Origin of the sequence: Sorangium sp. So ce367 (genome assembly GCF_051520455.1) — a bacterium.
Classification (GTDB): domain Bacteria; phylum Myxococcota_A; class Polyangia; order Polyangiales; family Polyangiaceae; genus Sorangium; species Sorangium cellulosum_B.
Genome location: NZ_CP150334.1, coordinates 3787860 through 3811150, shown reverse-complemented (window position 1 = coordinate 3811150; position 23291 = coordinate 3787860). Strand labels below are relative to the sequence as shown.

The window sequence follows — 23291 nt, the reverse complement described above, 5'->3', positions numbered from 1 at the left end:
GCAGAAGGCGGCAGAGGGGTCGACATACACGCGGGTTGCCGTCGTGCAGCTCGCCTATCATCCGGCGATCGTCGTGGATCGACGATCGCCGCTCGAGGATCCGCTCTTCGATCCGAAGGGAGCGTCGGACTCGTTGCTTCCCTCGCGGGGCGAGGTGCCGGAGGCGATCAAGCCGAAGCTGGACGCGCTCCGCCGGCGCGTCCGGGAGGCGTACGACGCGCAGCTCCTCGCGCGGATAAGGGCGGTGCTCGCCGCGTGCCGGCAGTACGGCGCCAGGATCGCGGTGCTCCCCGAGTACAGTGTCCCGTGGGAGATCCTCGAGGGCGTCGCCGAGGCCGCGGGCGATATGGTCGTCGTGGCCGGGACGCACACGTTCGACCGGGCAGCGCGGCGATCCGGGGTGTACGAGCGGCTCGGTGCGGCCGCGCTCCCCACGGTCGGACAGTCGGTGTGTCCGGTGCTCCACGGCGGCAGGCTGCTCGGCCTGCAGGCGAAGCTGAGCCCGGCGATCCCGGAGCGGAGCTCGATGCGGCCTGGCGCGACCTGGGCGCCCCTCGAGATGCCCGACGGCATGCCAGGGCCCATGGGTGTGCTGGTCTGTCTCGACTTTCTGTTTCGAGAGGGAGAGCCGCACCGGAAGCTCGTGGCGGAGCGCCTCGGAGCCTGTCGGTTCCTCGCCGTCCCGAGCCTGACCCCGCACCACACGCTGCCGGAGTTCGCCGGCAAGGCCTGGGAGGAGGCGCGCCGGTACGGGCGGCCGGTGCTCTATTGCGACGGCGCGGAGGGCGGCGGCACGTCGGTCTACGTCGACGAGGGGCAAGCGCATGATCTGAAGCGGTTTCCGGATCGCGCCGGGTACCTCGATCCGGGCGACGAAGGGGTGATCGTCGCCGACGTCGACCTCGGGTACGAGCGGGCCGGGAGGTCGACGCGATACGAGGCACCGAGGCCGGTGGTGCCGGTCGCCGAGGCGACGTTCGTGTACCGCGGGCATCCGGCCGGGGAGGCGTATGCGCGGTGGCTCGACGAGGCGCGGGAGCTGCTCGCGCGCGACGACGACGACGCGCTGGAGGCGGTCGTCGTCCAGCTCGAGCAGGCGCGCGACGTGCTGCTGAACGCGGGCGCGCTCTCCGGGGCCGCGGCGCGGGGGAGGCGGCTCAGGCGGCTGTACGGCGAGCTCGACAGGGTGACGAGCGTCGAGCAGCTACGGCAGTTCACGCGGGAGGTGGTGGTCCCGGCGGAGGTGCTGCCGCTCGATGCGCTGCGGGCGGCGATGGCCGGCGCGGCCGCCGACGTGGTGTTCGGGTGGATGGCACAGCGAGAGGCGCGGGAGGCCGGGTTCGCCGAGGTGGAGGCGCGGCTCCGGAAGGCGGCGGACGCGACGCGGGGGGCCGGCGAGTGGACGAGCGACGGCGCGGCGGCGCTCGGGGCCGTGGCGCAGGCGGTGCGCGGCCCGCGCGAGATCGACGAGGGCAGGCAGGACGAGAAGCCGGCGCCGGAGGTGCGGGTGGTGCTGCCGGGAGGGCTCGACCCGGCGGCGCTCGGGACGAAGCGGGTCGGGGGGTGGATCCTCGCGTTTCAGAGGCGGCCCGCCGACCTGATAGAGATCGTCAAGGATCGCCTCCGGCGCGCGGCAGCGGATGACGCTGAAGCGCGGCGGCCCGTCGAGGAGCTGGACGAGCACGGGCACGTCAGGCGGTTCTCCGAGTATCAGATCAATGCGGCAGAGGACCTTCGCCTGCTCGCTATAGCGGAGGGGAGACAGCGTATCGCGACCGTTGGTGTCTCGTCCGAGAGCCAGAGTGTTCCGCCCGCGATCCTGATCGCATCTTCCCGAGACGGCGGGTGGGTCCTGTGGACCGACGGTGGCGAGGGATCCCTCGGTGGTCGCTCGGAGGGACTGCTCGCCGCGCTCGCCGAGACCGGGCTTGCGGGCGCCGCCTGCGACGCGGTCCCGCCGGACGTGCGACGGGACCGGATCGCGGCCCTCTTGCCCCGCTTCGGCGGCGCGCGCGCCGTGATCGCTGCGCTTCGCGACCAGCGGCTGCGCGAGGTCGACGGCAGGTTCGTGGAGCCCGACGCCCGTGTCGACGGCGGGGAGCCCACACCCATGCTCGGCGCCCTCGACGCATGGCTGTCGTCGGGCGAGCCGACGGCCCTCGTCCTCGGCGAGTTCGGGCTGGGGAAATCCACCGCGCTCGCCGTGTGGGCCGACAGGCGCTGGGAATCCGGGGCGACGCCGCTGCCGCTCCTCGTGAACCTCGCCGGCGCGTCCCCATCGGCGAGCGCAGAGCAGCTCCTGCTCCAGGCAGCCGGGCTCGAGGATGCCCCCGAGAACCGCGCCGCCGTGCGCCTCCTCACCCGGCATCGCCTGCTCGTCCCCTGCTTCGACGGCTTCGACGAGATGGCGACCCGCCTCGAGGCCGCGGAGCTCGCGGGCCGGCTCTCCGGGCTGCTCGAGATCGCGGCCGGAGGAGGCAAGGTGATCGTCTCCTCGCGGGACAACTACTTCCCGAGCCAGGCGCACCTCACGACGACGACCGAGAGCGCGCTCTCGCAGGCGCTCGGCGCGCCGGCGGGGATCCGGCGCGTCGTGGTCCAGCCGTTCACCGACGATCACGTGCGCGATCTCGTGCGGCAGATCCGCGGCGAGGGCGGCGCAGCGGGGGCGCTCTCGCGCATCGCCGGGATCTACGATCTCAAGGACCTGGTGCACCGGCCGCTGCTGCTCGGGATGGTGCTGGCCACGCTGGACGACCTCTCTCCCGGCGCGCACGTCGGCCGGGCGGACCTCTACGAGGCGTACCTGAAGCGATGGCTCGACAACACGCGGAAGGACGACCCGGAGTGCTTTACCGACGAGCAGAAGAAGGAGTTCGCAGAGGCGCTGGCCGAGCAGCTCTGGCGGTCTGGAAAGGCGACCTGCACGTGGCAGGAGCTCCAGAGCTCGGTCCGCGCTCGCCTCTTCCCGCTCCTGCCCGAGGGCATGCCGCCGGGGGCGGCGTTCCTGGAGATCCAGGGAGGAGCGTTCTTCGTCCACGAGGGCGAGGACGGGTATCGCTTCGCGCACAAGTCGTTCCTCGAGTACTTCCTCGCCCGCGCGCTGGTCGCGACGCTGCCTGAGCGGCCGGAGGAGGCGCTCCGGACAAGGCCTATCACCCAGGAGGTCGCGGCATTCGTCGGAGAGATCCTGAGGGCTGACGGGGAGCCGAGGCGAGCGAACGGGGTCCGCGCGGCTCAGTCGTTCCTGGCGGAGCATCGGCGGCCGGTCAAGCGACCCGGTGAGGCCGCCGAGAACGCTCTCCGGCTGCTGCTCGGCCTTTCTCGATGGGCAGGCGATGCGGCGGACTGGATCCCGGGCGGCGCAGATCTCCGCGGGGCGCAGCTCGCCGGTGAGGATCTTCGCGGGGCGCGCCTCACCGGCGCGAAGCTAGAGGGCGCGGACCTCGCGGGCGCCGATCTCTCCAGAGCGGATCTGACGAGCACCGTGCTGAGCGGAGCCACGCTGTCGGGCGCGAAGCTCGACGGAACGATTCTGCGGCGCGTGATCGCGTATCGCGCAAACTTCACCCAGGCCGAGGCGAACGGTGCCGTGGTCGAGGCGGCGGAGCTCACCGGCGCGGTCTTCAGGCAGTCGACCTGGACAGGATGCATCTGGAGGGGCGCGCGAGCCGAGGGCGCGGACGTGAGCGCATGGCTGGTTGCGGGAGAGAACGAGCTCCTCGGGCGCGGACAGAGCCTTGCTCCGGTGCCGCCGCAGGTGCGGGCGGAGCTTGTCTCGGGACACACCGCAGACATCCATGCGATCGCCTGGGCGCCTGACGGCAAGCGCCTCGCGAGCGCCGGAAACGACGGAACGGTGCGTCTCTGGGACCCGGACACCGGAAACGAGCTCGCTTGCCTCGTGGGTCATTCGGGTTCGGTCAGGGCCGTGGCCTGGCACCCCGACGGAAAGCGCCTGGCGAGCGCCGGAGACGACAGGACGGTGCGCCTCTGGGACCTGGGCGCCGGCAACAAGCTCGCTCGCCTGGTGGGTCATTCGGCTCGGATCAGGACCGTGGCCTGGCATCCCGACGGAAAGCGCCTGGCGAGCGCCGGAAACGACGGGACGGTGCGCCTCTGGAACCTGGACACAGGAAACGAACTCGCTCGCCTCGTGGGTCATTCGGCTCCGGTCAGGGCCATGGCCTGGCACCCCGACGGAAAGCGCCTGGTGAGCACAGGATTCGACAGCACGGTGCGCGTCTGGGACCCGGACACAGGAAACGAGCTCGCTCGCCTCGTGGGTCATTCGGCTCGGGTCAGGGCCGTAGCCTGGCACCCCGACGGAAAACGCCTGGCGAGCGCCGGAGACGACAGGACGGTGCGCCTCTGGGACCCGGACACAGGAAACGAGCTCGCTCGCCTCGTGGGTCATTCGGGTTCGGTCAGGGCAGTGGCCTGGCACCCCGACGGAAAGCGCCTGGCGAGCGCCGGAAACGACGGGACGGTGCGCCTCTGGAACCTGGACACAGGAAACGAGCTCGCTCGCCTCGTGGGTCATTCGGCCCGGGTCAGGGCAGTGGCCTGGCACCCCGACGGAAAGCGCCTGGTGAGCACAGGATTCGACAGCACGGTGCGCGTCTGGGACCCGGACACAGGAAACGAGCTCGCTCGCCTCGTGGGTCATTCGGCTCGGGTCAGGGCCGTAGCCTGGCACCCCGACGGAAAACGCCTGGCGAGCGCCGGAGACGACAGGACGGTGCATCTCTGGGACCCGGACACAGGAAACGAGCTCGCTCGCCTCGTGGGACGCTCGAATTCGGTCACGGCCGTAGCCTGGCACCCCGACGGAAAACGCCTGGCGAGCGCCGGAAACGACGGGACGGTGCACCTCTGGGACACGGACGCCAGAGACGAGCTCGCTCGCTTCGCGGGACACTCGAATTCGATCACGGCTGTTGCGTGGCATCCCGGCGGAAAGCGCCTGGCGAGCACAGGATTCGACAACACGGTGCGCCTCTGGGACCCGAACACCGGAAACGAGCTCGCTCGCCTCGTGGGTCATTCGGCTCGGGTCAGGGCCGTGGCCTGGCACCCCGGCGGAAAGCGCGTGGCGAGCGCCGGAGACGACAGGACGGTGCGCCTCTGGGACCCGGACACCGAAAACGAGCTCGCTCGCCTCGTGGGACACTCGAATTCGGTCAGGGCAGTGGCCTGGCATCCCGACGGGAAGCGCCTGGCGAGCGTGGGAGACGACAGGATGGTGCGCCTCTGGGACCCGGACACAGGAAACGAGCTCGCTCGCCTCGAGGGACACTCAGCTGCGGTCGTGGCCATTGCCTGGCACCCTGACGGAAAGCACCTGGCGAGCGCGGGAGACGACGGGACGGTGCGCCTCTGGGACCTAGCCACCGGAAGCGAGCTCGCTCGTCTCGTGGGTCATTCGTCCCGTATCCGAGCGATTGCTTGGCGCCCTGACGGAAAGCGCCTGGCGAGCGCCGGGGACGATTCAGTACGGATCTGGAACGCCTTCGACGGCAAGCTGCTCGCCTCATTCGAGTCCGCGGGCCTCGCCACGCTCACCCGCACCGCCGGTGGCTTCTGCTTGTTCGGTGACCTCCACCCCGACCGCGCCCACCTCGCCCTCCGGCACCCCGACGCGACGACCACGCTTTACCTTCCCCTCGCCGGCTTCCGCGACATCCTCCACCGCCCCGACAAGGTGAAGGCTGCGCTCTCCGGAGATCTCAGCGGCGACAACCTCGGCGAGGAGCTCGCCAGGCACGGCTACGCGGGCGGCGTGCCCTGGGATGGCGAAGCGCACGTCATCAAGGCTGCCCCTCCAGCGCGCACCCCCACCGCCGCTGGCCCTGCGACGGCCGCCCCTGCGCCAACGCTCGCCGCACCTGCGCTCGCCGCCGGTGCCCCCGCAGCCACCGCCCCCGCTCCGGCGCACGCGCACGCGCCTGCCATCGGCGAGCTCGCTCTCGAATCGCTCTCCCTCCCCGCCAACGCCCTCCCCAACCCCTTCCGCCCCGGCCCCGCCCTCACCGACGCTTCCGCCCTCCCCGGCCGCGCGCCCATCCTCGCGGAGCTCCTCGCCCTCATCGACAGCCGCAGCCCCGCGGTCCTCCGCGGCCCGCGCCGCTCGGGCAAGACATCCATCCTCCACCACCTCGCCGCGCGCCTCTCCCCTGCCCGCGCCGTCCACCACCGCTCTCTCGAGGGCCGCGCCTCTCCCCTTCGCACCGCCGACGATCTCGCCGTCTTCCTCGACCCCTCTCTCCAGTCCGACGCCACCCCCGCGTTCACCCTCCGCGACCGCCTCTCCAGCACCGGCAACGCCGTCCTGCTCCTCGACGAGGTCGCCAATCTTTACCAGGCCGACGCCACGGTCTTCGCCTGGCTCCGCGCCGTCGGCCAGGAGAGGACCAGCGTTGTGCTCGTCGGCTCGCACTGGGACTGGGTCACCATCGTCGAGCACGCCTTCGCCGCCGCCCCGGGCTCCTCGTTCGGCAACGACGTCACCCCCATCAACCTCGGTCCGCTCCCCGAGGCGGACGCGATCCGCTTCCTCGTCGAAACCGCTCCTCCCGACGTCGCCGTCGAGGCCGAGCGCACCGCCCGCTGGATCGTCGAGCTCTGCGGCCCATGGCCGTTCTATCTCCAGGTCATGGGCTACGCCCTTGTCCAGGCCGTCCGCGCTGGCCAGCGCCGCGCCCTGGTCGAGCGCGCCGGCGTCCGCGAGCTCTACGAGCAGCGCCTCCTCCTCGACCGCGACGCGGCCTTCTTCCGCCCGCGCTGGGCCGAGCTGCCCCAGCGCGCGCGCGCCGTGCTCGGCGCCCTCCGCGGCGCCCCCGACGCGGCGCTGCCCGAGGTGCGCAGGCTGCCTTCCGAGGACGTCGCCGTCCTCTGCGACGCCGGCCTCTGCGATGCGCTCGGCGCATGGCTTTCGGATCCGCCGTTCTTCGACTGGATTCGCCGGGTGGCCAGGGAGCCAAGGAGAGAGCCGTGATGCGCGCGTTCGACGTGAGGAGAGCCTACGCACCGGAGCGCGACGTCCGCGATCACAGCCACCTCCTGGATCTCTTGATGTCGCTGCCGGTGAACGGCGTGATATGGCCGCTCGTCGGCGCGCGCAGGGCCGGGAAGACGTGGACGCTCAAGGCGCTCGAGCACCACCTCGGCCTCGCCGACAAGACGAGCGTGCGTTACCTCGATCTCCGCAAGTTCGGCAGGGCGCTCCCCAGCGTGCCGCCGGAGACAACGCTCCTCCTGGATGAGCCGCAGCTCGCCGGCCAGGGCGGCAGCCCGCGCGACGCGAGCGCCTTCCTGCGCTGGTGCGTCGACCTCTACACGGCCAACACAAGGATCTTCCTGGCGATGAGCCCCGCCGAGTGGATCGCGCTCGAACGCGCGGCCTCCGGCGACGCCGGGCTCGTCTGCTCGCGGGACATGCGCTTCCTCGATCCCCTCACGCACAGCGAGGCGCTCAAGCTCGCCCGCACCGCGGTGTCGAGGGCGCTCCTCCCCGACCTGCCCGCCGCCTGGCGCCGGAATCCCTTCCTGCTCGAGCTTGTCTTCGAGCTCGCCGAGCAATCTCCCGCTCTGGCGAACACCCCATGGACGCTCCTGCGAACGGCGCGCGTGAGCAGCGAGCGCATGGAGTTCGCCTATCACCGCGCCGTGTTCGAGGACGGGCTGACCGACGCGCAGCGGGGCGTGCTCCGCGAGATCGCGCGCGGCGCCGCGCCTCGCGACGAGAATGTCGTTCTGCTCGAGCGCTGCGGCCTCGTCCAGCAACGGGACGGGCGCCCCGTGCTCGCCGATCCGATCCTCGAAGCGAACCTGTGCCCGCTGCGGATCCACCATGTCTCCGACATCCATTTCGGCCCGAAATCCGCCGAGCGCGTCGACGTGAAGGAGAGGAACCCGCACGGCGACACCATGAAGGGCGGGCTGGGCCCCCCGCGCGTCTGCGATCACTACGTCGAGCACGTCGCCGAGCTCGCCGCGGCGGGCCGCGCGCCGCACCTCCTCGTCGTGTCCGGCGACGTCGCCGAGTGGGCCGACGACGCCCAGTACGCCCAGGCGCGCCTCTGGCTCGATCAGGTCTCCAGGCACCTCGCCAATCACCCTCGCCTCCCGCCCGACGAGCCCAACGTGCTGCTCGTGGGCGGCAATCACGACGTCGACTGGCGGCAGGCGACGGGGCCCGCGCAGGCCGGCACGCAGGCGCGCCACGCGCCTTTCGCGCGGGCGTTCGGCGATCACCCGCGCTGCGCGAGGCCGCCGCTCGAGGAGCCGCCGGCGACGCGGGCGCTCGCGGTGGCGCGGTATGCGGATCTCGGGGTGGAGTTCGCGCTGCTCGGATCGGCGGAGTTCGGCGGCCAGGAGGAGGAGGATCCGGTCCGGGACGAGCTCCTCTCGCTCATCGGCCGCCTGCGGCAAGGCGCCATGGAGGAGCCGGACGCCGAGCGCGCCGCGGCGCTGCGCGACCACGTGGCGCGCATCGATCCCGGCCTGGTCCACAACGCGGATCTCCAGCGCCTGCGCAGGGCGCAGTGGCACGCGCCGATCCGGATCGCGGTCCTGCATCACCCGGTGTCCCCGCTGCCGTCCACCGAGCTCGCCCGCTTCGGCGGCCTGATCAACGCCGGTGAGGTGAAGGACGCGCTGGCGCACAAGGAGTTTTGCCTGGTGCTCCACGGCCACAGCCACACGGGCTGGTTCGGCAAGGAGCAATGGCCAGAGCGGCACGAGGACTGGACGATCCGAATCGCCGCGGCGCCGTCGCTCTCGAGCCGGGAGGTGCAGGAGCACAACGGCTACAACGAGATCGAGATAGCGCGCGACGGCGCGGGCGGCGAGGTCGGCTATCAGATCCACGTGAGGCGCATGGTGAGAGAGGGCGCGACCTGGACGCGGCGAGCGTCGATGGGGCCGTTCGCGCCGGGCAAGTAGCGCCGGATCGGCAGAAAAACCGCCAAGGTCGCCAAGGTCGCCAAGGGGAGAGAGGAGGTGCGGTTCCGGCATTTCCCCTCCCATTTCCCTGGTTTCCTGGCGCCCTTGGCGTCATGGCGGTTCGCTTCCCCGTCCGACTTCCCGCCGTAGTGCTACATCTTCTCCACGGCGCAGAACATGCTCGACGTCCCTCTACTCGGCACCGCGGACATGGAACGGACGCTCAGGAATGCGCGCTCGATCGCGGTGCTGGGGATCAAGCCGGAGAGCCGGCGGGACCTCGATGCGCACCAGATCCCGCTTTACCTCCAGAAGGTCGGCTACCACATCCTCCCCGTCCCGACCCGTTATCCCGAGGCGACCCGGATCCTCGGCGTGCCCGTCCACCGCCGCCTGATCGAGCTTCCCGCGCCCATCGACGTGCTGAACGTCTTCTGCAAGCCCGAGGAATTCCTGCTCCACGTCGAGGATGCGCTCGTGTTGCGTCCGCCTCTGGTGTGGTTCCAATCCGGGCTGCTCGAGCTCTCGGCGGCGCGCAGGCTGCTCGACGCCGGGATTCCGGTCGCGGAGGATTGTATCGGCTGCCGGCGCGCGTCGATGTGGCCTTCCATCGAGCCATTCGAGGCACAACGCTCGGCGGCGAGCTCCCGGACGCCATGAAAACAGCCCCACGCTCGACGCCCTCCGGCCTCGTGTGGATCCCTGGCGGCACCTTCACGATGGGCCAAGCGCCGATCTTCGAATCCGAGGCGCCGAACCCGCCGCATCCCGTCGAGCTGTCGCCCTTCTGGATCGGCGCGCACCCGGTCACCCGCGCCGAATACAGCGTCTTCGCCGAGGCGACGGGCGCCGCGGCGCCGCCCTCCGCGGGCCGGCCAGAGCTCGACGCGCCCGATCGGCCCGTGGTGAACGTGAGTTACGCGGAAGCCCTGCGGTATTGCGCCTGGGCCGGGGGGACCTTGCCCACGGAGGCGCAATGGGAGCTCGCCGCGCGCGGGTTCGATGGGCGGCGCTATCCCTGGGGAGACGACCCCCCGGACGAACGACGCGCCTGCTTCGCCGAGGACTGGAATCGCGGCGGGCCGAGCCCGACAGGCGCGCACCCGGCCGGCGCGAGCCCTTTTGGTTGTCACGACATGGCTGGCAATGTCTGGAGCTGGTGCCTGGACGCGTTTCGCGCGGACGCGCACCTCGAACGAACGCGCCTCGGCCGCGATCCGTGCGTGGGCGGCGCGACGCGGGTGCGCCCGCTGCGAGGCGGGTGCTGGCGCAGCATCGAGAGCAGGCTCCAGTCCGCGTACCGCAACTGGAGCCACGAGATCGCGCGACATACCACGATCGGCTTTCGCCTCTGTGTCTCGACGGTTTGACGCGAAGGCCGTCAAGACGAGGGCAGATCGCGTGAAGCCGGCGAGGGCGGGGATGCCGAGGGGCGCGGGGATGCCGAGCAGCGCCGCGGCGGCGGGCACGAGCCTGCGCGGTCCACGGCACGCTCGTGCCTTCCGCGTGGCAACGCCCTCATCCTGCCGTGGTCCCCGGCGGGCGCCTGGCATACCCTGGGTCAGGTCGTATCCTTCATCCCCGCCTCTGCCGGCCGCGGCCGTACGATGCATGGCCCCGACGCCTTGGTTGCGGCCCGACGGGTCGAGGTTGTTGCGGGCTGGGTGACGGTCGCCATCACCGGCATCCTCCCGCCGGCACACCTCGTGAACGGCGCCGGCAAGACGGACGCGTCCGACGCAGGCGAGAGCCCGGCGCGCCTCGCGCACGCCTGTCCGCCGCTCACGATCGCTGACCAGCAGGCGCCCTGAGCGCGCCTAGCGCGCCGTGATGGGCGCGGCGCGGACATCGACCGGAAACATACGGTCGACAACCCACCTGGGGCATGACATCGACCGGAAACATACGATCTACAATCTATTTTTGGCTCGACATCGACCGGAAACATACGATTTACGATTCATTTACGGTCCTTGTTTTATGAATCCGTCCTGAGGCCTCGATCGCCGCATCGCGAGGTCCTTCAGAACTTGCAACTTACGAGGACCCATGACCCAGGCTACCAAGGCGACCAAGATCGAGCTATTTTCGCTGTCGACTCCAGCGATGCGCGCATTCCACCTGACCTGGCTGGCGTTCTTCGCCTGCTTCTTCGCGTGGTTCGCGGTGGCACCGCTGATGCCGGTCATCAAGGGCGAATTCGGGCTGACCAAGGAGCAGATCGCCAACATCAACATCGCCGCGGTGGGCATCACGGTGGCGGGTCGTCTGGTGATCGGGCCGCTCTGCGACAAGTACGGCCCGCGGGCGACCTACACGTGCTTGCTGGCGCTCGGCGCCATCCCCGTGCTCGGGATCGCGCTCGCGCAGAGCTATGAGGTCTTCCTGTTCTTCAGGCTGCTGATCGGCATGATCGGCGCGAGCTTCGTCATCACGCAGTACCACACGTCCGTCATGTTCGCTCCCAACGTGGTCGGCACCGCGAACGCCACCAGCGCGGGCTGGGGCAACGCCGGAGGGGGGGTCACGCAGTCGACCATGCCCTGGGTGCTCGCGGCGGTGCTGAGCCTGGGCGTCAGCTCATCGCTCGGCTGGCGCCTCGCGATGGTGGTGCCGGGCGCGCTCATGCTCGTCGTCGCGGTCCTCTACTGGAAGTACACCCAGGACTGCCCGCAAGGGAACTACAAGGACCTTCGCGCGGCGGGCGTCGAGATCGAGGGCGGGAAAAAGGGCGGATGGGCGATCTTCAAGGCGGCGATGGGCAACTACCGGTCCTGGATGTTGTTCGTCACGTACGGGGCCTGCTTCGGGATCGAGCTCTTCGTGCACAACGTGGCCGCCAGCTACTTCGTGGACCGCTTCAAGCTGGATCTCCAGACCGCGGGCATGGCCGCGGGCAGCTTCGGGCTCCTCGCGCTGTTCGCCCGCGCCGTGGGCGGCATGCTCTCCGATCGGCTGGCGCACCGGAAGGGCCTGGACGCCCGCACGACGCTCCTGTTCGCGCTGATGGTCGGCGAGGGGCTCGGCCTGCTCTGGTTCTCCCGGATGCAGACGGCGGGGATGGCGGTGCTCGCGATGATCGTCTTCGGGCTCTTCACGCACATGGCTTGCGGCGCCACCTACGCGCTCGTGCCCTTCATCGATCGCAAGGCGCTCGGCGGCGTCGCCGGTATCGTGGGCGCGGGCGGCAACGTCGGCGCGGTCGCGGCGGGTTTCCTGCTCAAGGCGGTCGGCGACACCCAGGATTGCTTTGCGGTGCTGGGCTTCGCCGCGCTCGTCTCGTCGGTGTGCGCGATCCTCGTGCGCTTCACGGCCGCCCACAAGGCCAGCGAACAGGCCCTCTACGACAAGGCGCTCGCCGAGCGGCTCGCCCAGAGCGGCGCCCCGGCCCCGGTCGGCCTCGCGCGCGCGAGCTGAGCACTCTCGAGGTGACCGCCGCGAACCATCGAGGGTCTCGCGGCGCCGCCCGCCGGCGGGAGCGCAGGGCGCCTCGTCACCGGCCTCCACGACCCACAGTCGAGCGCTGAGCCCGCCCGTGAAGGCGCAGGACGTCACCGCGCCCGCGGCCGCTGCCCCGGAGGACCTACCACTGCTCCATCTCGAAGTGATCGCGCACGATCCACTGAGGCGTTCCGCAGTCGTGGACGCTGCCCAGCGTGAACCGCTGACCAAAGCCGCGCAGCGCCGCCATCTGCTCGGGTGTCGCGGAGGTGATGTTCGCCAGCAGCCGCAGGTTCGGCAGCCCCTCGCCGCGCAGAAGCGACAGCGCCGCGTCCGCGCCGAGCGGCGTGAAGAATGACATGAGCAGCTCGAGCGACCGATCTCGAGCGTGACTCAACGCGTACGCGGCCGCGTCATCGAAGTCCCCCTCCTCCACGTTCAGCCGCTGCAGCGAGGCCCAGCTCGCGCTCTCCGCCAGGTCACGCCAGAACGCCGGGCCCGCCGGAGTTCCCCACAAGCTCAGCGAGCGCAGCCGTGCCGCCAGCGGCAGACCCGACAGACGCGGCATCATGCTGGCGTCCACCTCACCGCAGCCGAGCGCCAACCGCTCCAGCCGGGGCCAGCATGCGCCCTCGAACAGCGTGCGCAGCGATCCACTCAACACCCGCTCGTTGAAGCCCAACGACAGGTGGCGCAATCGCGGCCAGGCGCCCGCGCCGTGCAAAGCCTCCAGCCCGGCGTCCCCGATCCGTAGATTCCACAGCCCCAGTTGCTCGAGCTCCTCCTTCGGCAGCACGCGAGCAAGCTCCGCCATCACGGCGTCCCCCTCGAAGCTCGCGCCGCTCGCTTCCAGCACCAGCTGCCGCAGCATCGTCGCCGCGGGGGCTCGCGCCAGCGTCAACGCATCCCCTGCGTCGAGCAAGGCATCGGACAACAGCAGCCGTCGCGGCTTCAACGACTCGAGCGCAGCCAGGCACTCCTCGAGCTCGGCGCGCGGCAATTGCTCGAGCTCCAGCGAGCTCGCGTCCAGCAGCCGTACTCGAGTCAGACGCCACAGGCACGCCGCATGATGCTTCCTCACCCGACGCACCTTGAACAACCCCCACTCGAACTCGCCGTCGACCCCATCCTTGTCGCCCAGCCCCCACGCCCCGCGCAGCTCGTCCCGCGCCCTCCGCCGCGCTTGCCACGCTCCCGCCTCGTCGGCTCTCACCCGCCGCTCCCATTCGATCAGCTCAGCCAGCGGATCACCCGCCGCCGTCAACGTCCCGGCGTACGCGAGCCAGGCCTGCGCATCGGACGGATCACGCCGCAACGCGGCCTCGAGCTCTCTATCGTTCATCGTTCGCCTCGGCGTCGCTTTGCTTACCACGGTGGGGCTGCCCCTTGGGCTTGTCGCCCCGACGCGCAGGGCTCACCCACGGCCGGATCCCGGAGGCGCTCTCGCGCCTTTGCGCCGGATTCCACCCACGTGATAGCGTCGCGCCGTGCAGCGCCCGCAGCAGCTCCGCGAGCTCTTCTCCGCGTTCGCCCCGCGCGTGATCTCAGGCCCCATATCTCATTACGGCGGTCTGCGGCGGAGCGCAGAGGCCTTCTGCGAGATCTCCCCCGCCTCCTCTGCCGAGCTCGCGGACGCCCTCGGGAAGGCCCACCGGCACGGCGTCCCGGTGCGGATCCGCGGCCAGGGGCACGGCCTCAACGGCGCCTCGCTGCCCGGCGCGGGCGAGCTCCTCCTCCGCACGGAGCGGCTCGGCGACGTCCGCTTCGAGGCGGAAGGTACGGTGACCGCGGGCGGGGGCGCCGTCCTCTGGGACGTGCGCGACGTCGTGGAGCGCCACGGCTTCACCGTGCCCGTCGTGAACGACGGCCACGCAGGGCCCTCCGTCGCCGGCTTCGTCGCCGCGGGCGGCTTCGGGCCGGGCTCCAGCCTGCACGGGGGCTTCTGGGAGAACGTCGCGGCCGTCACGCTCGTCGACGGCACAGGCCGGCTCCGCCGCGTCGACAGGGACGACGCGCTCTTTCCATGGCTGTTCGGCGCCATGGGCCAGCTCGGCGTCATCGCCGATGCGACGCTCGATCTCGTCCCGCTCGACAGGGCGAATCCCCCGCCCTACCCGACCGGCGCCGGCGCCACCCGGGAGCACATCGCCGCGTCGCAAGCGCTGAAAGGGCCCGTGCCGGACGAGCACGAGCGCGCCGAAGAGCTCGTGTGGTTCACGCTGTTCACCCCGGGAAAGCGGCTCGCCGTGGCGCAGGCGCGGATCGCGGCCCTCGAGGCGGCGCACGCAGGTCTCCTCGACTACCGCCGGCGCTACGCGTACCCGATCCGCCAGCGGCGCCCCGTGCCTCCGCTGGTGTACCCGCGCGACGAGCCGTTCTTCGCTATCGGCTCCTGGGGCGCCCTGCGCCCGCCCCCCGGCGACGCGGCGGGCCCGCTGCGCGCCTACGCCGAGGAGCTCACGCGACACGCCGTCGAGCTCGGCTGCCGCCGGTACATCCAGTCCGAGGCGACCTGGGACGTCGATGCCTACCGCGCCTGCTTCGGCGACGAGACCTACGAGGCGCTCCGCGACCTCAAGGCGCAGCAGGATCCAGCGCTGCTCCTGAACCGCGGCGCGGTCTTTCCTCCATGAGACGGGGAATCGCGCCACCGCCCGCACGCCACGCCATCGCAGGAGCGCTGCTGCCCGTCTCACCCGATCATCCAAACAGCGCCACGTAGGGCGTGATCCCGAGATAGGCCTTCGCTTCCAGCGGCACGCCGGGCCGGGAGACCAGCTTGAGCATGACCCCCTGACGGAGGCGCGCCGGCCACCCGCGGCCCGGCCAGCTCCGCGCCTCCGCCGGCCAGCCGAGGACCGCATCGCGCTTCTCCGGCGAACACGCGCCCAGCGCCACCAGCCGATCGAGCACCGTCGCCCAGCGGACATCCACGACCGGATACGAGATCTCCAGGCCCAGCATGGGCTGCACCTCCGCGCCGACGTCGAGGTGGAAGCTGACATGGCTCGTGAAGGGGACCACGCTCTCGAGCAGCTCCTCGATCTCCGCGAGCGCCCCGGGCCAGCCGATCCGGGCCAGGTACGCAGGGACATCGGCCTTCGCCATCGCCACCACCAGACGGACCGCCTCGCTCCCCCGCGCGGCGAGCGGCGCGACGTGCATCGCCCGCCCGTCCGGCGGCAGCCGCGCGAGGCACCGGAGCAACGCGCCATCGACCGCCGGCGGCACGGGCTCGCCGAGCAGGAGCGCGAGCGCCCGCCGGATCACGCTCGCCCGCCCCGGGAGCGCGGCGCCGCCCGCCCCCTCCGGGAGCGCGGCGCCAGCCGCCGCGCCGGGGCTCGCCGGCACGAGGCCGCCCACGAGCCCGGGCTCGACGCAGGGGAACGGGTACGGCGCCGGCACGGGTCCAGGCAGCGCGCCGGCGTCGGGGAGGTCGAGCTCGATCCAGAGCAGCGGGACACCCCGGTGCAACGGCGAGCCGGCGTCCGCCCACTCGGCGCAGAACTCGACGACCCTCGCCCACGCCGGCGTCGAGAGCAGCTCGAGCTCGGCGCGCCGCCGCACGAGCTCGCGGTGGCCGCCCTCCGCCGCGATCAAACACACCAGCAGATCGACGCGCTCGGACGCCCCGAGACGACACTCGACCGCGACGCTGGACGCCGCCGCGGGCAGGCCGCCCGCGACCGCCGCGAGGCGCGAGCACGCCGCCGGAGAGACCAGCGCCGGCGGGAGCAGCGCCGCGTCCGGCGCCATCAGCGCAGGGAGCGGGACGATCAAGGCTCGTCCCTCCGAGCGGCGACGCCGCCCCGCGCGCCGGGCGCTCCGCTCATCGCACGCGAGCGCGCTCCACCTCGAACGCCCTCGGCAGCGTGCTCTCGGCCTTCTGTGTCTTCACCTGCACGCCAAACCAGCCGGGGGGCGCGTTGCCCAGGTTGAACTGCACATCCATCCGCGAGTTCTCCCCGGTGACCACGTTCGAGACCACCCCTCGAATCACCGCCTGCCCCTGGATGAGCGAGCATTGCATGGCGCTCTCGAAGAACGTGCCGTACACGACCAGCTTGACCCGCTGCCCCACCACGCCCGCGGGCGGGTAGGCGGCGGTGACATGGAGCACCGGGCCAATCCAGTTGACCACCGGGTCCGGCGACCGCACCGGCAGGCGCTCGACCTCCAGCGCGATCGCCTCGGCGATGCGCTTCGGATCGCGCGACAGCAGCAACGCTCTCTGAGGATCGGAGAGGCCGGCGGCCTCCATGGCGCGCTCCGGATCCTCGGCGAAGGCCGCCTGCAGGTTGGGATCGCGGGCGAGATCGGCGATGAAGAACATCAACATGGGGCCGCTCCACGGTGGGGTGATGCACGCGACGACGAGCTCGCGCGCGGCGCCGCACGGCGTTCACCGGAGCGGCGTGTGATAGTAGATATAGCTCGACGTATCGCAGTTCGATACGACGATGTCCAGCTCGGTCGAGTACGTGTAACGCACCTGCACCTCGTCGCCAGGCACGAGCCGCCGGGCGAAGGAGATCCAGCTCCCCCCAGGGAGCGAGGCGGCGTCGCGCGGCGCGACGAGCGCGCCATTGCGGCGGATCTCGTCGATCTGCTCGATGACCTGGCGAGAGAGCGTGACGACGGCTCGTTCGCGCTGGATGCGAAACGTCTCCGTCGCTGTCCGCAACGCCTCGCGGCCCAGGTCGGCGAGCGCGATGGCCTCTTGCACGGTGCTCGTCGCAGACACCCAGACGGGCTCCCGGCTGAACCCTCCGCCCTGGCCGAGGTAGATCTGCGTCGGCGCGCCCAGCGATTTCGGCGGCGGCGCAGGACCCCAGCGGCCCGCGATCAGATCCAGCACGCCATCGCCGCTCACGTCGGCCAGCGCGACGCCTGCCCCCCAGCCGGTGCTCGCCGACCGCCAGGTCGGACCCGGCGCGAGCCGCGGCGCAAAGGCCTCGAAGCGGGTCGAGCTGGCGCTCGCCGCGCCCGCGCCGGCCGCCTCTCCGCCCGCCGCCTCTCCGCCTGTATCCCCCGCGCCCGCCGCCGGCGCGGCGGACGCGCTCGGCGCGCGCCCGCCGCCCGACTGGCCGATGCTCGCGCCATAGTCGCTGTACGAGACGACGAGCCCGGTGGAGGCCCCGAGTCGCCCCGCGTCCAGGAACATCGGGTATCGGATCGACTCGCTCGCCGTCCAGCCCGGCTCCCGCGGGAGCGAGACGACGCCGCGATCGCGCAGCACGGCGCGGAAGATCGGGACGCCCGGCATCGCGACGGCGAGATCCAGGAGGCCGTCCTGATCGATGTCGGCGAACTCCATGCCGAAGCTGTGGTCGACCCTGGCGCTCTTCCAGACCGGCAGCGAGGACAGCACGCCATCGACGTTCTCGTAGATCCGCGCAGGGCCCGGCGCGACGCCCTCCTCGAACGCGACGGAGGCCGCGAGATCCAGATCCCCGTCGCCGTCCATGTCGCCCAGCGCGCAGCCGACGCTCGAGTAGCTGTCCCCGCTGCGGTAGCTCGGCGACGGCTCGAGCGCCCCGCCGCGGTTGCGATAGACCTTGACGTGCCCCTGCTTCACATCCCGAGGAGGCATGGGGCCGACGCTCACCGCGACGTCGATCCGGCCATCGCGATCGATGTCCCCCACCGCGAGCCCTGTGTTGTACTCGAGATCCCGCGACGACCAGCTGGGCTGCTCCGGGAACCGGCCGGTCCCGTCGTTGTAGTAAACGACGACGGGCTTCGTCGCGAGGTCATTGCCGTTCGCGATGACGATGTCCTTGAACCCGTCGCCGTTGATGTCGGCCAGCGCCATCCCCATCGAGTCCGCGCCCTGATCGGCGGACCGCCAGCCCGGCTCCGTCCGGTACGGCAGGCGCCTCGGAGCGACAAGCGTCGCCGCCCGCGCCTGCGATGGCGTCGGCTCGGACAGCGGCGCGCGCCCTGCCCCCGTGGCGCAGCCCGACGGCGAGAGGAGCGCGAGCCACAGGGCCACGGTCGACATCGCAACGCTCGGGCTCTTCCGCGCCACGGACCGGAGGATAGATCGACAGCATCGGCTCCATCACGCCACAGGGGCACCGCTCGCGCCTTTGCAGGCGCCACGCGCGCCCCGTGTCCCGGGCGCAGCGCACACGCGGGCGAAATGGCGCACACAGCTCCGGCGCTGCTCGGGGCGCCGGCGCGCAGCGCGCGCGGCCGCAGATCAGCGCGAGAGCGGGCTCGCCGAGCTGCGCAGCTCGCGGCGCCCCGCCGACAGGGCCTCCATCAGCGCGGTGTCCTCGGCTGGCTTGACGAGGTGCTTGTCGAAGCCCGCCTCTCGCGATCTCCTCCGGTCCTCGTCCTGACCGTAGCCGCTCAGGGCGACGAGGCGCGTCGACGCGAGCGACGGCTCGGCGCGGATGGCGCGGGCCACGTCGTACCCATCCATCCCGCCCGGCAACCCGAGGTCGCACAGGACCACATCCGGAGGGCGCGTCCGGGCCGCCGTCAGGCCGGTCGGGCCGTCGAACGCCGTCTCCACGTCGTAGCCGCTCAGGGTCAAGAGCATCTCGAGGCTCTCGGCCGCGTCGTGGTTGTCCTCGATCACGAGGACGCGGACCCCCTGGCGACTGGCCTCCTCCCCGTCGGAGGCGGCCGACAGGTCCCGGGCGACCGGCGCCGCGAGCGGCAGCCGCAGCGTGAACACCGAGCCTCGGCCGATCCCCTCGCTGTGCGCCGCCACCGTCCCGCCGTGGAGCTCGACGAGCCCCTTCACCAGCGCAAGGCCGAGCCCGAGCCCCCCCTTGCTCCGGGCCAGCCCCTGATCCGCCTGGCTGAACGGATCGAAGATGCGCGATAGCAGCCCCGGATCCATCCCGACGCCGTTGTCCTCGACCGTGATGAGGGCCTGTCCAGACACGCCCCCTTCCCGCCCGGGCGCCCGAGGGCCCGCCTCGACGCGCACCGACACGCGCCCGCCCTCGCTCGCGCCCGCGTCGGTGAACTTGCCGGCGTTCTGCAGCAGATTGCCCAGCATCTGCGCCAGCCGGGTGTCGTCGCCCTCGACCCAGAGCGGCTCGTCCGGCGCGCTCACGCGGAGCGCCACGCCGTCGGCCTCGAGGTTCGCCCGGTAATCCTCGGCGGTCTGGCGGACGATGCCGACGAGATCGCAGCGCGCCTTGCGGAGCTGGATCCGGCCGCGGGCGATGCGAGAGATGTCGAGCAGGTCGTCGATCAGCCGGACCATGTGCGTGACTTGGCGATCGATCACGTCCCGGGCTCGCCGCTGCACGGGATCCGCCGCTCCGACCCTCCGGAGCATCGCGACCGCCGTGCGGACGGGCGCGAGGGGGTTGCGCAGCTCGTGGGCCAGCATGGCCAGGAACTCGTCCTTCCGCCGGTCCGCGTCCCGCAGCGCCTGCTCTGCCAGCTTGAGGTCATGGATGTTGATCCCGATCCCGAACCAGCGGACGATCCGTCCCGAGGCGTCGCGGATGGGCCGCCCGCGCACCTTGAACCACTGGTATCCGCCGTCGCGCCACCGGACGCGGTACTCCAGGTCATACGGGGCGAGCCCCCCGACCGCGGCGCGCCAGGCGGCGAAGACCCGCTCCCGATCATCCGGGTGCAGGACCTCGAGCCACCGGTCGCCGAACTGCCGCTCGGCGGGCACGCCGGTGAACTCGACCCATTGCTCGCTGAGGAACTCGCAGTAGCCGTCGGGCCGCGTCGCCCACACCATGCCCGGGATCGATTCGAGGGTCTGACGGTGAAAGAGCTCGCTCTCGCGCAGGGCGGCCTCGGCCTGATGGCGCTCGGTCAGATCCAGCATCGAGCCGATCATGCGGGTGGGCACGCCGCTCGCGCTCCGGCCGATGTAGCCGCGGTCGAGGAAGGGCGCGTACGAGCCGTCACCCTTGCGAAAGCGGTACTCGTCGGTCCAGATCTCCCCGTTGCCCTCGATCGCCGCGCGGATCCCCTCGGTCACCCGCGCCTTGTCCTCGGGGTGGATGCGGTCGTACCAGCCCTCGGGGCCGTCGCCGAGCTCCTCCGGCGTGCAGCCGAAATGCTGGACGACCGCTCCGTTCCAGTAGACCCGGTTCGTCTCCAGATCCCAGTCCCAGATCACGTCGTTCGTGGCGCGGTTGACGAGGCGATACTGCTCCTCGCTCCGCCGGACGGCCGCCTCGGCCTCCAGCCGGGCGGCTTCTGCGCTGGCCGCGCGGTCGCGGGCCTCGCTCTCCCGCAGCGCCACCTCGGCCTGCCCGGCCGCGGTGGCCTCCTCGGCGCGCTGGCGGCCAGCCCCGTCCACCCGTGTGCTCCGCATCGTCCTCGCCCGGAGGTTTGCGTAATGGCGCGCTCGGCGTTTCGCCACCCGCCGGCGCGCTCGTCGCGCCGAGAAACGATGCCGGAGACCGGCGGCGACGCGGGCCCCGCGCGGGTCCCGCCAGCCGACGCGAGCTCGTCCGCGCGGTTGCGGCCGCGGCCTCTGGTAACAATGCATAGAACGTGGCTGCGCTGGGGAAATCCGCCGAAGAAGGCGCCGCCGACGCGCTCAAGCGACAGCTGGCCGAGCTCGGCGGCGCCGAGGCGTTGCTGCAGGCGATCCTGGGCAGCGCATCCGACTGCATCCTGGTGATCTCCCCGGACGGCACGATCCTGCTCTCCGGCCGCGCCCTGCCGAGGGCGAGCTCGGCGAGCCTGCTGCGGACGAGCGTCTACGAGCACATCGCGCCGGAGACGCGCGATGCGGCCCGCTCCTGCGTCGAGCGCGTCGTGCGGTCGGGGGCGTCCGACAGCTGCGAGTGCACGATCCCCGGCGAGCACGGCCACGCGGCGCGCTATGAGGTCAGGGTCAGCCCCATCCTGTGCGGCGGCCGCGTCGCCACCCTGCTCATGATCTGGGCCGACGTCACGGAGCGGAGGGCGACGGAAGCGGCGCTCCGGAGGAGCGAGGAGCGCTATCGTTCGGTGATCGCCGCCCTCGACGAGGGGATCGTCCTCCAGGACGCGAGCGGCGCGATCCAGGCGTGCAACGCGAGCGCCGAGCGCATCCTCGGCCTCACGTCCGCGGAGATGGCGGGCCGGGAGAGCCGCGATCCCCGCTGGAGGGCCGTCCACGAGGACGGCGCTCCGTTCAACGGCGACCTGCACCCGGCCATCGTGACGCTCCGCACGGGGGCGCCGCAGAAGAACGTGATCATGGGGGTGCACCGGCCGGAGGGCGGCATGGCGTGGATCTCCATCAACTCGCAGCCGTTGCTGCGCCCGAGCGAGTCCATCCCGTACGCGGTGGTCACGTCGTTCCACGACATCACGGAGCGCAAGCGGTCCGAGGAGGAGCTGAGGAGGAGCGAGGAGCGCTTTCGCGCCACGTTCAACCAGGCCGCGGTCGGCATCGGCCAGGTGTCGGTCGAGGGCCGGTGGCTCCGGATGAACGAGAAATTCTGCGATCTCGTGGGTTACTCCCACGCAGAGATGACCGATCTCACGTTCCAGCAGATCACCTATCCGCCGGATCTTCCCACCGATGTCGAGAACGTGCGCCGCATCCTGTCGGGGGAGGTCCAGACGGTCTCGCGGGAGAAGCGTTATGTCCGGAAGGGCGGCGAGCTGGTCTGGGTGAAGGTCACGGTCTCGCTGGTCCGTCACGCCTCCGGGGCGCCTGCCTACTTCGTCGTCATCGCGGAGGACATCACGGACCGGAAGCACGTCGAGGAGACGCGCCAGGAGTTCTTGACCATCGCGTCGCACGAGCTCAAGACGCCCATTACCCCGGTGATGCTCCGGGTGCAGGCGCTCCTGCGCATGTACCGGAGGGCCGGCGGGCCGCCGCCGGCCGCCGAGGAGGTGATCCCGAAGCTGGAGGCCGTGGAGGCGCTGCTCGACAGGCTGAACCGGCTCGTCGAGGAGCTCCTCGACATCTCGCAGATCACGGCAGCGCCGATGACGGTGGCGCCGGAGGAGGTCGACCTCAGCGCGCTCCTCCGGGACATCCTGAACGGACACGCGGCGCTGCTCCGGCGCGCGGCGTGCCCGGTCACCGTCGACGCGCCGAGCGCCCTCCACGGCCAGTGGGACCCGGTGCGGCTCGAGCAGATCATCACCAACCTGCTCTCCAACGCGTCCAAGTACGGCGTCGGCAAGCCCGTCGACGTGGCGCTCGAGGCGTCCGGCGACATGGCGCGCCTCACCGTCCGCGACCGCGGGATCGGCATCGCGGCGGCCGATCACGAGCGGATCTTCCGCTGCTTCCAGCGGGCGACGACGTCCCGCCAATACAGCGGGTTCGGGCTCGGCCTCTGGATCGTGCGCGAGGCGGCGGAGGCGATGGGCGGGGCGGTCCGCGTGGAGAGCCGCCTGGGCGAGGGCGCGAGGTTCACGGTCGAGCTGCCGCGCGCGCGGCGGCACGCCGGCTGCTGATCAGCTCGCGTCCGGGGGCATGATCCCGCGCACGAGCTTCTGCGCGCTCGCCATGCTGGAGACCAGACTGTAATGCTGGACGGCCTTCTCGACGGCCGCGATGAGCCCCGACACGTCGCCGTTCTTGTCGAAATAGCCGAACGCCTTGTGGGTCGAGAGCAGGTCTTGCTTCTCCAGGATGTCCTGGAACGCTGTGTAGAAGATGATCGGCACCTTCGGGAACAGCGCCTTGATCTTCAGGTAGGCAGTGAGCCCGTCGATGCCCGGCATGCGGATATCCAGGATGACCAGGCTGACCATCTCCGTCATGGCGGCGATGCCCTCCTGCGCGCTCGCGTACAGGCGCACGTCGTAATCACGCCGCAGCGTGAACTCGAGCGCGGACCGCATCCGGGGGTCGTCGTCGATCACGACCACGATCGCCCGATCCTTGTCGGGCGCCTCCGGCGCCTCGTCCGAAGCTTCGCGGAAGCGCCTGGTGAATTTCGCCGATGTCATCT

General features: G+C 71.4%; 14 protein-coding genes. 8 read left to right on the top strand and 6 right to left on the bottom strand.

What is annotated here, in order from left to right; genetic code table 11:
• Window positions 1–43 precede the first annotated feature (43 nt).
• From WME97_RS14650 to WME97_RS14625, 6 genes are all read left to right on the top strand, one after another.
• Window positions 44–6997, top strand: a complete 6954-nt coding sequence (locus WME97_RS14650) for a pentapeptide repeat-containing protein (protein WP_437552517.1) — start codon at window positions 44–46, stop codon at window positions 6995–6997.
• Window positions 6997–8946, top strand: coding sequence for a metallophosphoesterase (locus WME97_RS14645; protein ID WP_437555390.1), 1950 nt, complete (start codon window positions 6997–6999; stop codon window positions 8944–8946). Before WME97_RS14650 ends, WME97_RS14645 begins: the two co-directional genes overlap by 1 nt.
• Before the next feature lie 177 nt (window positions 8947–9123).
• The gene (locus WME97_RS14640) at window positions 9124–9606 is read left to right on the top strand and encodes a CoA-binding protein (protein ID WP_437552516.1); all 483 of its coding nucleotides are present in this window, start codon (window positions 9124–9126) and stop codon (window positions 9604–9606) included.
• A complete protein-coding gene (locus WME97_RS14635) occupies window positions 9603–10316 on the top strand; it encodes a formylglycine-generating enzyme family protein (protein WP_437552515.1) in 714 nt (237 codons plus the stop codon). The genes WME97_RS14640 and WME97_RS14635 overlap by 4 nt, the downstream gene beginning before the upstream one ends.
• 294 nt (window positions 10317–10610) lie before the next feature.
• Window positions 10611–10757: a hypothetical protein gene (locus WME97_RS14630; RefSeq protein WP_437552514.1), complete on the top strand. Its 147-nt coding sequence runs from the start codon at window positions 10611–10613 to the stop codon at window positions 10755–10757.
• A 238-nt stretch (window positions 10758–10995) separates the two neighbouring features.
• A complete protein-coding gene (locus WME97_RS14625) occupies window positions 10996–12363 on the top strand; it encodes an MFS transporter (protein ID WP_437552513.1) in 1368 nt (455 codons plus the stop codon).
• Between the two features lie 166 nt (window positions 12364–12529).
• On the opposite strand, the gene WME97_RS14620 is transcribed toward WME97_RS14625, so the two are convergent.
• Window positions 12530–13729, bottom strand: a complete 1200-nt coding sequence (locus WME97_RS14620; RefSeq protein ID WP_437552512.1) for a hypothetical protein — start codon at window positions 13727–13729, stop codon at window positions 12530–12532.
• Between the two features lie 145 nt (window positions 13730–13874).
• Between WME97_RS14620 and WME97_RS14615 the strand changes: the two genes are divergently transcribed.
• Window positions 13875–15020 (top strand): FAD-binding oxidoreductase, encoded by a 1146-nt coding sequence (locus WME97_RS14615; RefSeq protein ID WP_437552511.1) that lies wholly within the window; start codon window positions 13875–13877, stop codon window positions 15018–15020.
• Between the two features lie 67 nt (window positions 15021–15087).
• On the opposite strand, the gene WME97_RS14610 is transcribed toward WME97_RS14615, so the two are convergent.
• From WME97_RS14610 to WME97_RS14595, 4 genes are all read right to left on the bottom strand, one after another.
• Window positions 15088–16167 carry a hypothetical protein gene (locus WME97_RS14610; protein WP_437552510.1) on the bottom strand — a complete coding sequence of 360 codons (1080 nt, stop codon included), beginning with the start codon at window positions 16165–16167 and terminating at the stop codon, window positions 15088–15090.
• A gap of 49 nt (window positions 16168–16216) precedes the next feature.
• Entirely contained in the window at window positions 16217–16726 is a 510-nt protein-coding gene (locus WME97_RS14605) for a hypothetical protein (protein ID WP_437552509.1), read from the bottom strand.
• A gap of 63 nt (window positions 16727–16789) precedes the next feature.
• On the bottom strand, window positions 16790–18391 hold the full coding sequence (locus tag WME97_RS14600; protein WP_437552508.1) for an FG-GAP repeat domain-containing protein: 1602 nt from the start codon (window positions 18389–18391) through the stop codon (window positions 16790–16792).
• A gap of 201 nt (window positions 18392–18592) precedes the next feature.
• A complete protein-coding gene (locus WME97_RS14595) occupies window positions 18593–20695 on the bottom strand; it encodes a hybrid sensor histidine kinase/response regulator (RefSeq protein WP_437552507.1) in 2103 nt (700 codons plus the stop codon).
• A gap of 182 nt (window positions 20696–20877) precedes the next feature.
• Here WME97_RS14595 and WME97_RS14590 point away from each other — a divergent pair, with 182 nt between their 5' ends.
• A complete protein-coding gene (locus WME97_RS14590; RefSeq protein WP_437552506.1) occupies window positions 20878–22791 on the top strand; it encodes a PAS domain S-box protein in 1914 nt (637 codons plus the stop codon).
• Here WME97_RS14590 and WME97_RS14585 read toward each other — a convergent pair whose 3' ends face one another.
• Window positions 22792–23289: a response regulator gene (locus tag WME97_RS14585; protein ID WP_437552505.1), complete on the bottom strand. Its 498-nt coding sequence runs from the start codon at window positions 23287–23289 to the stop codon at window positions 22792–22794.
• Between the last annotated feature and the right edge of the window lie 2 nt (window positions 23290–23291).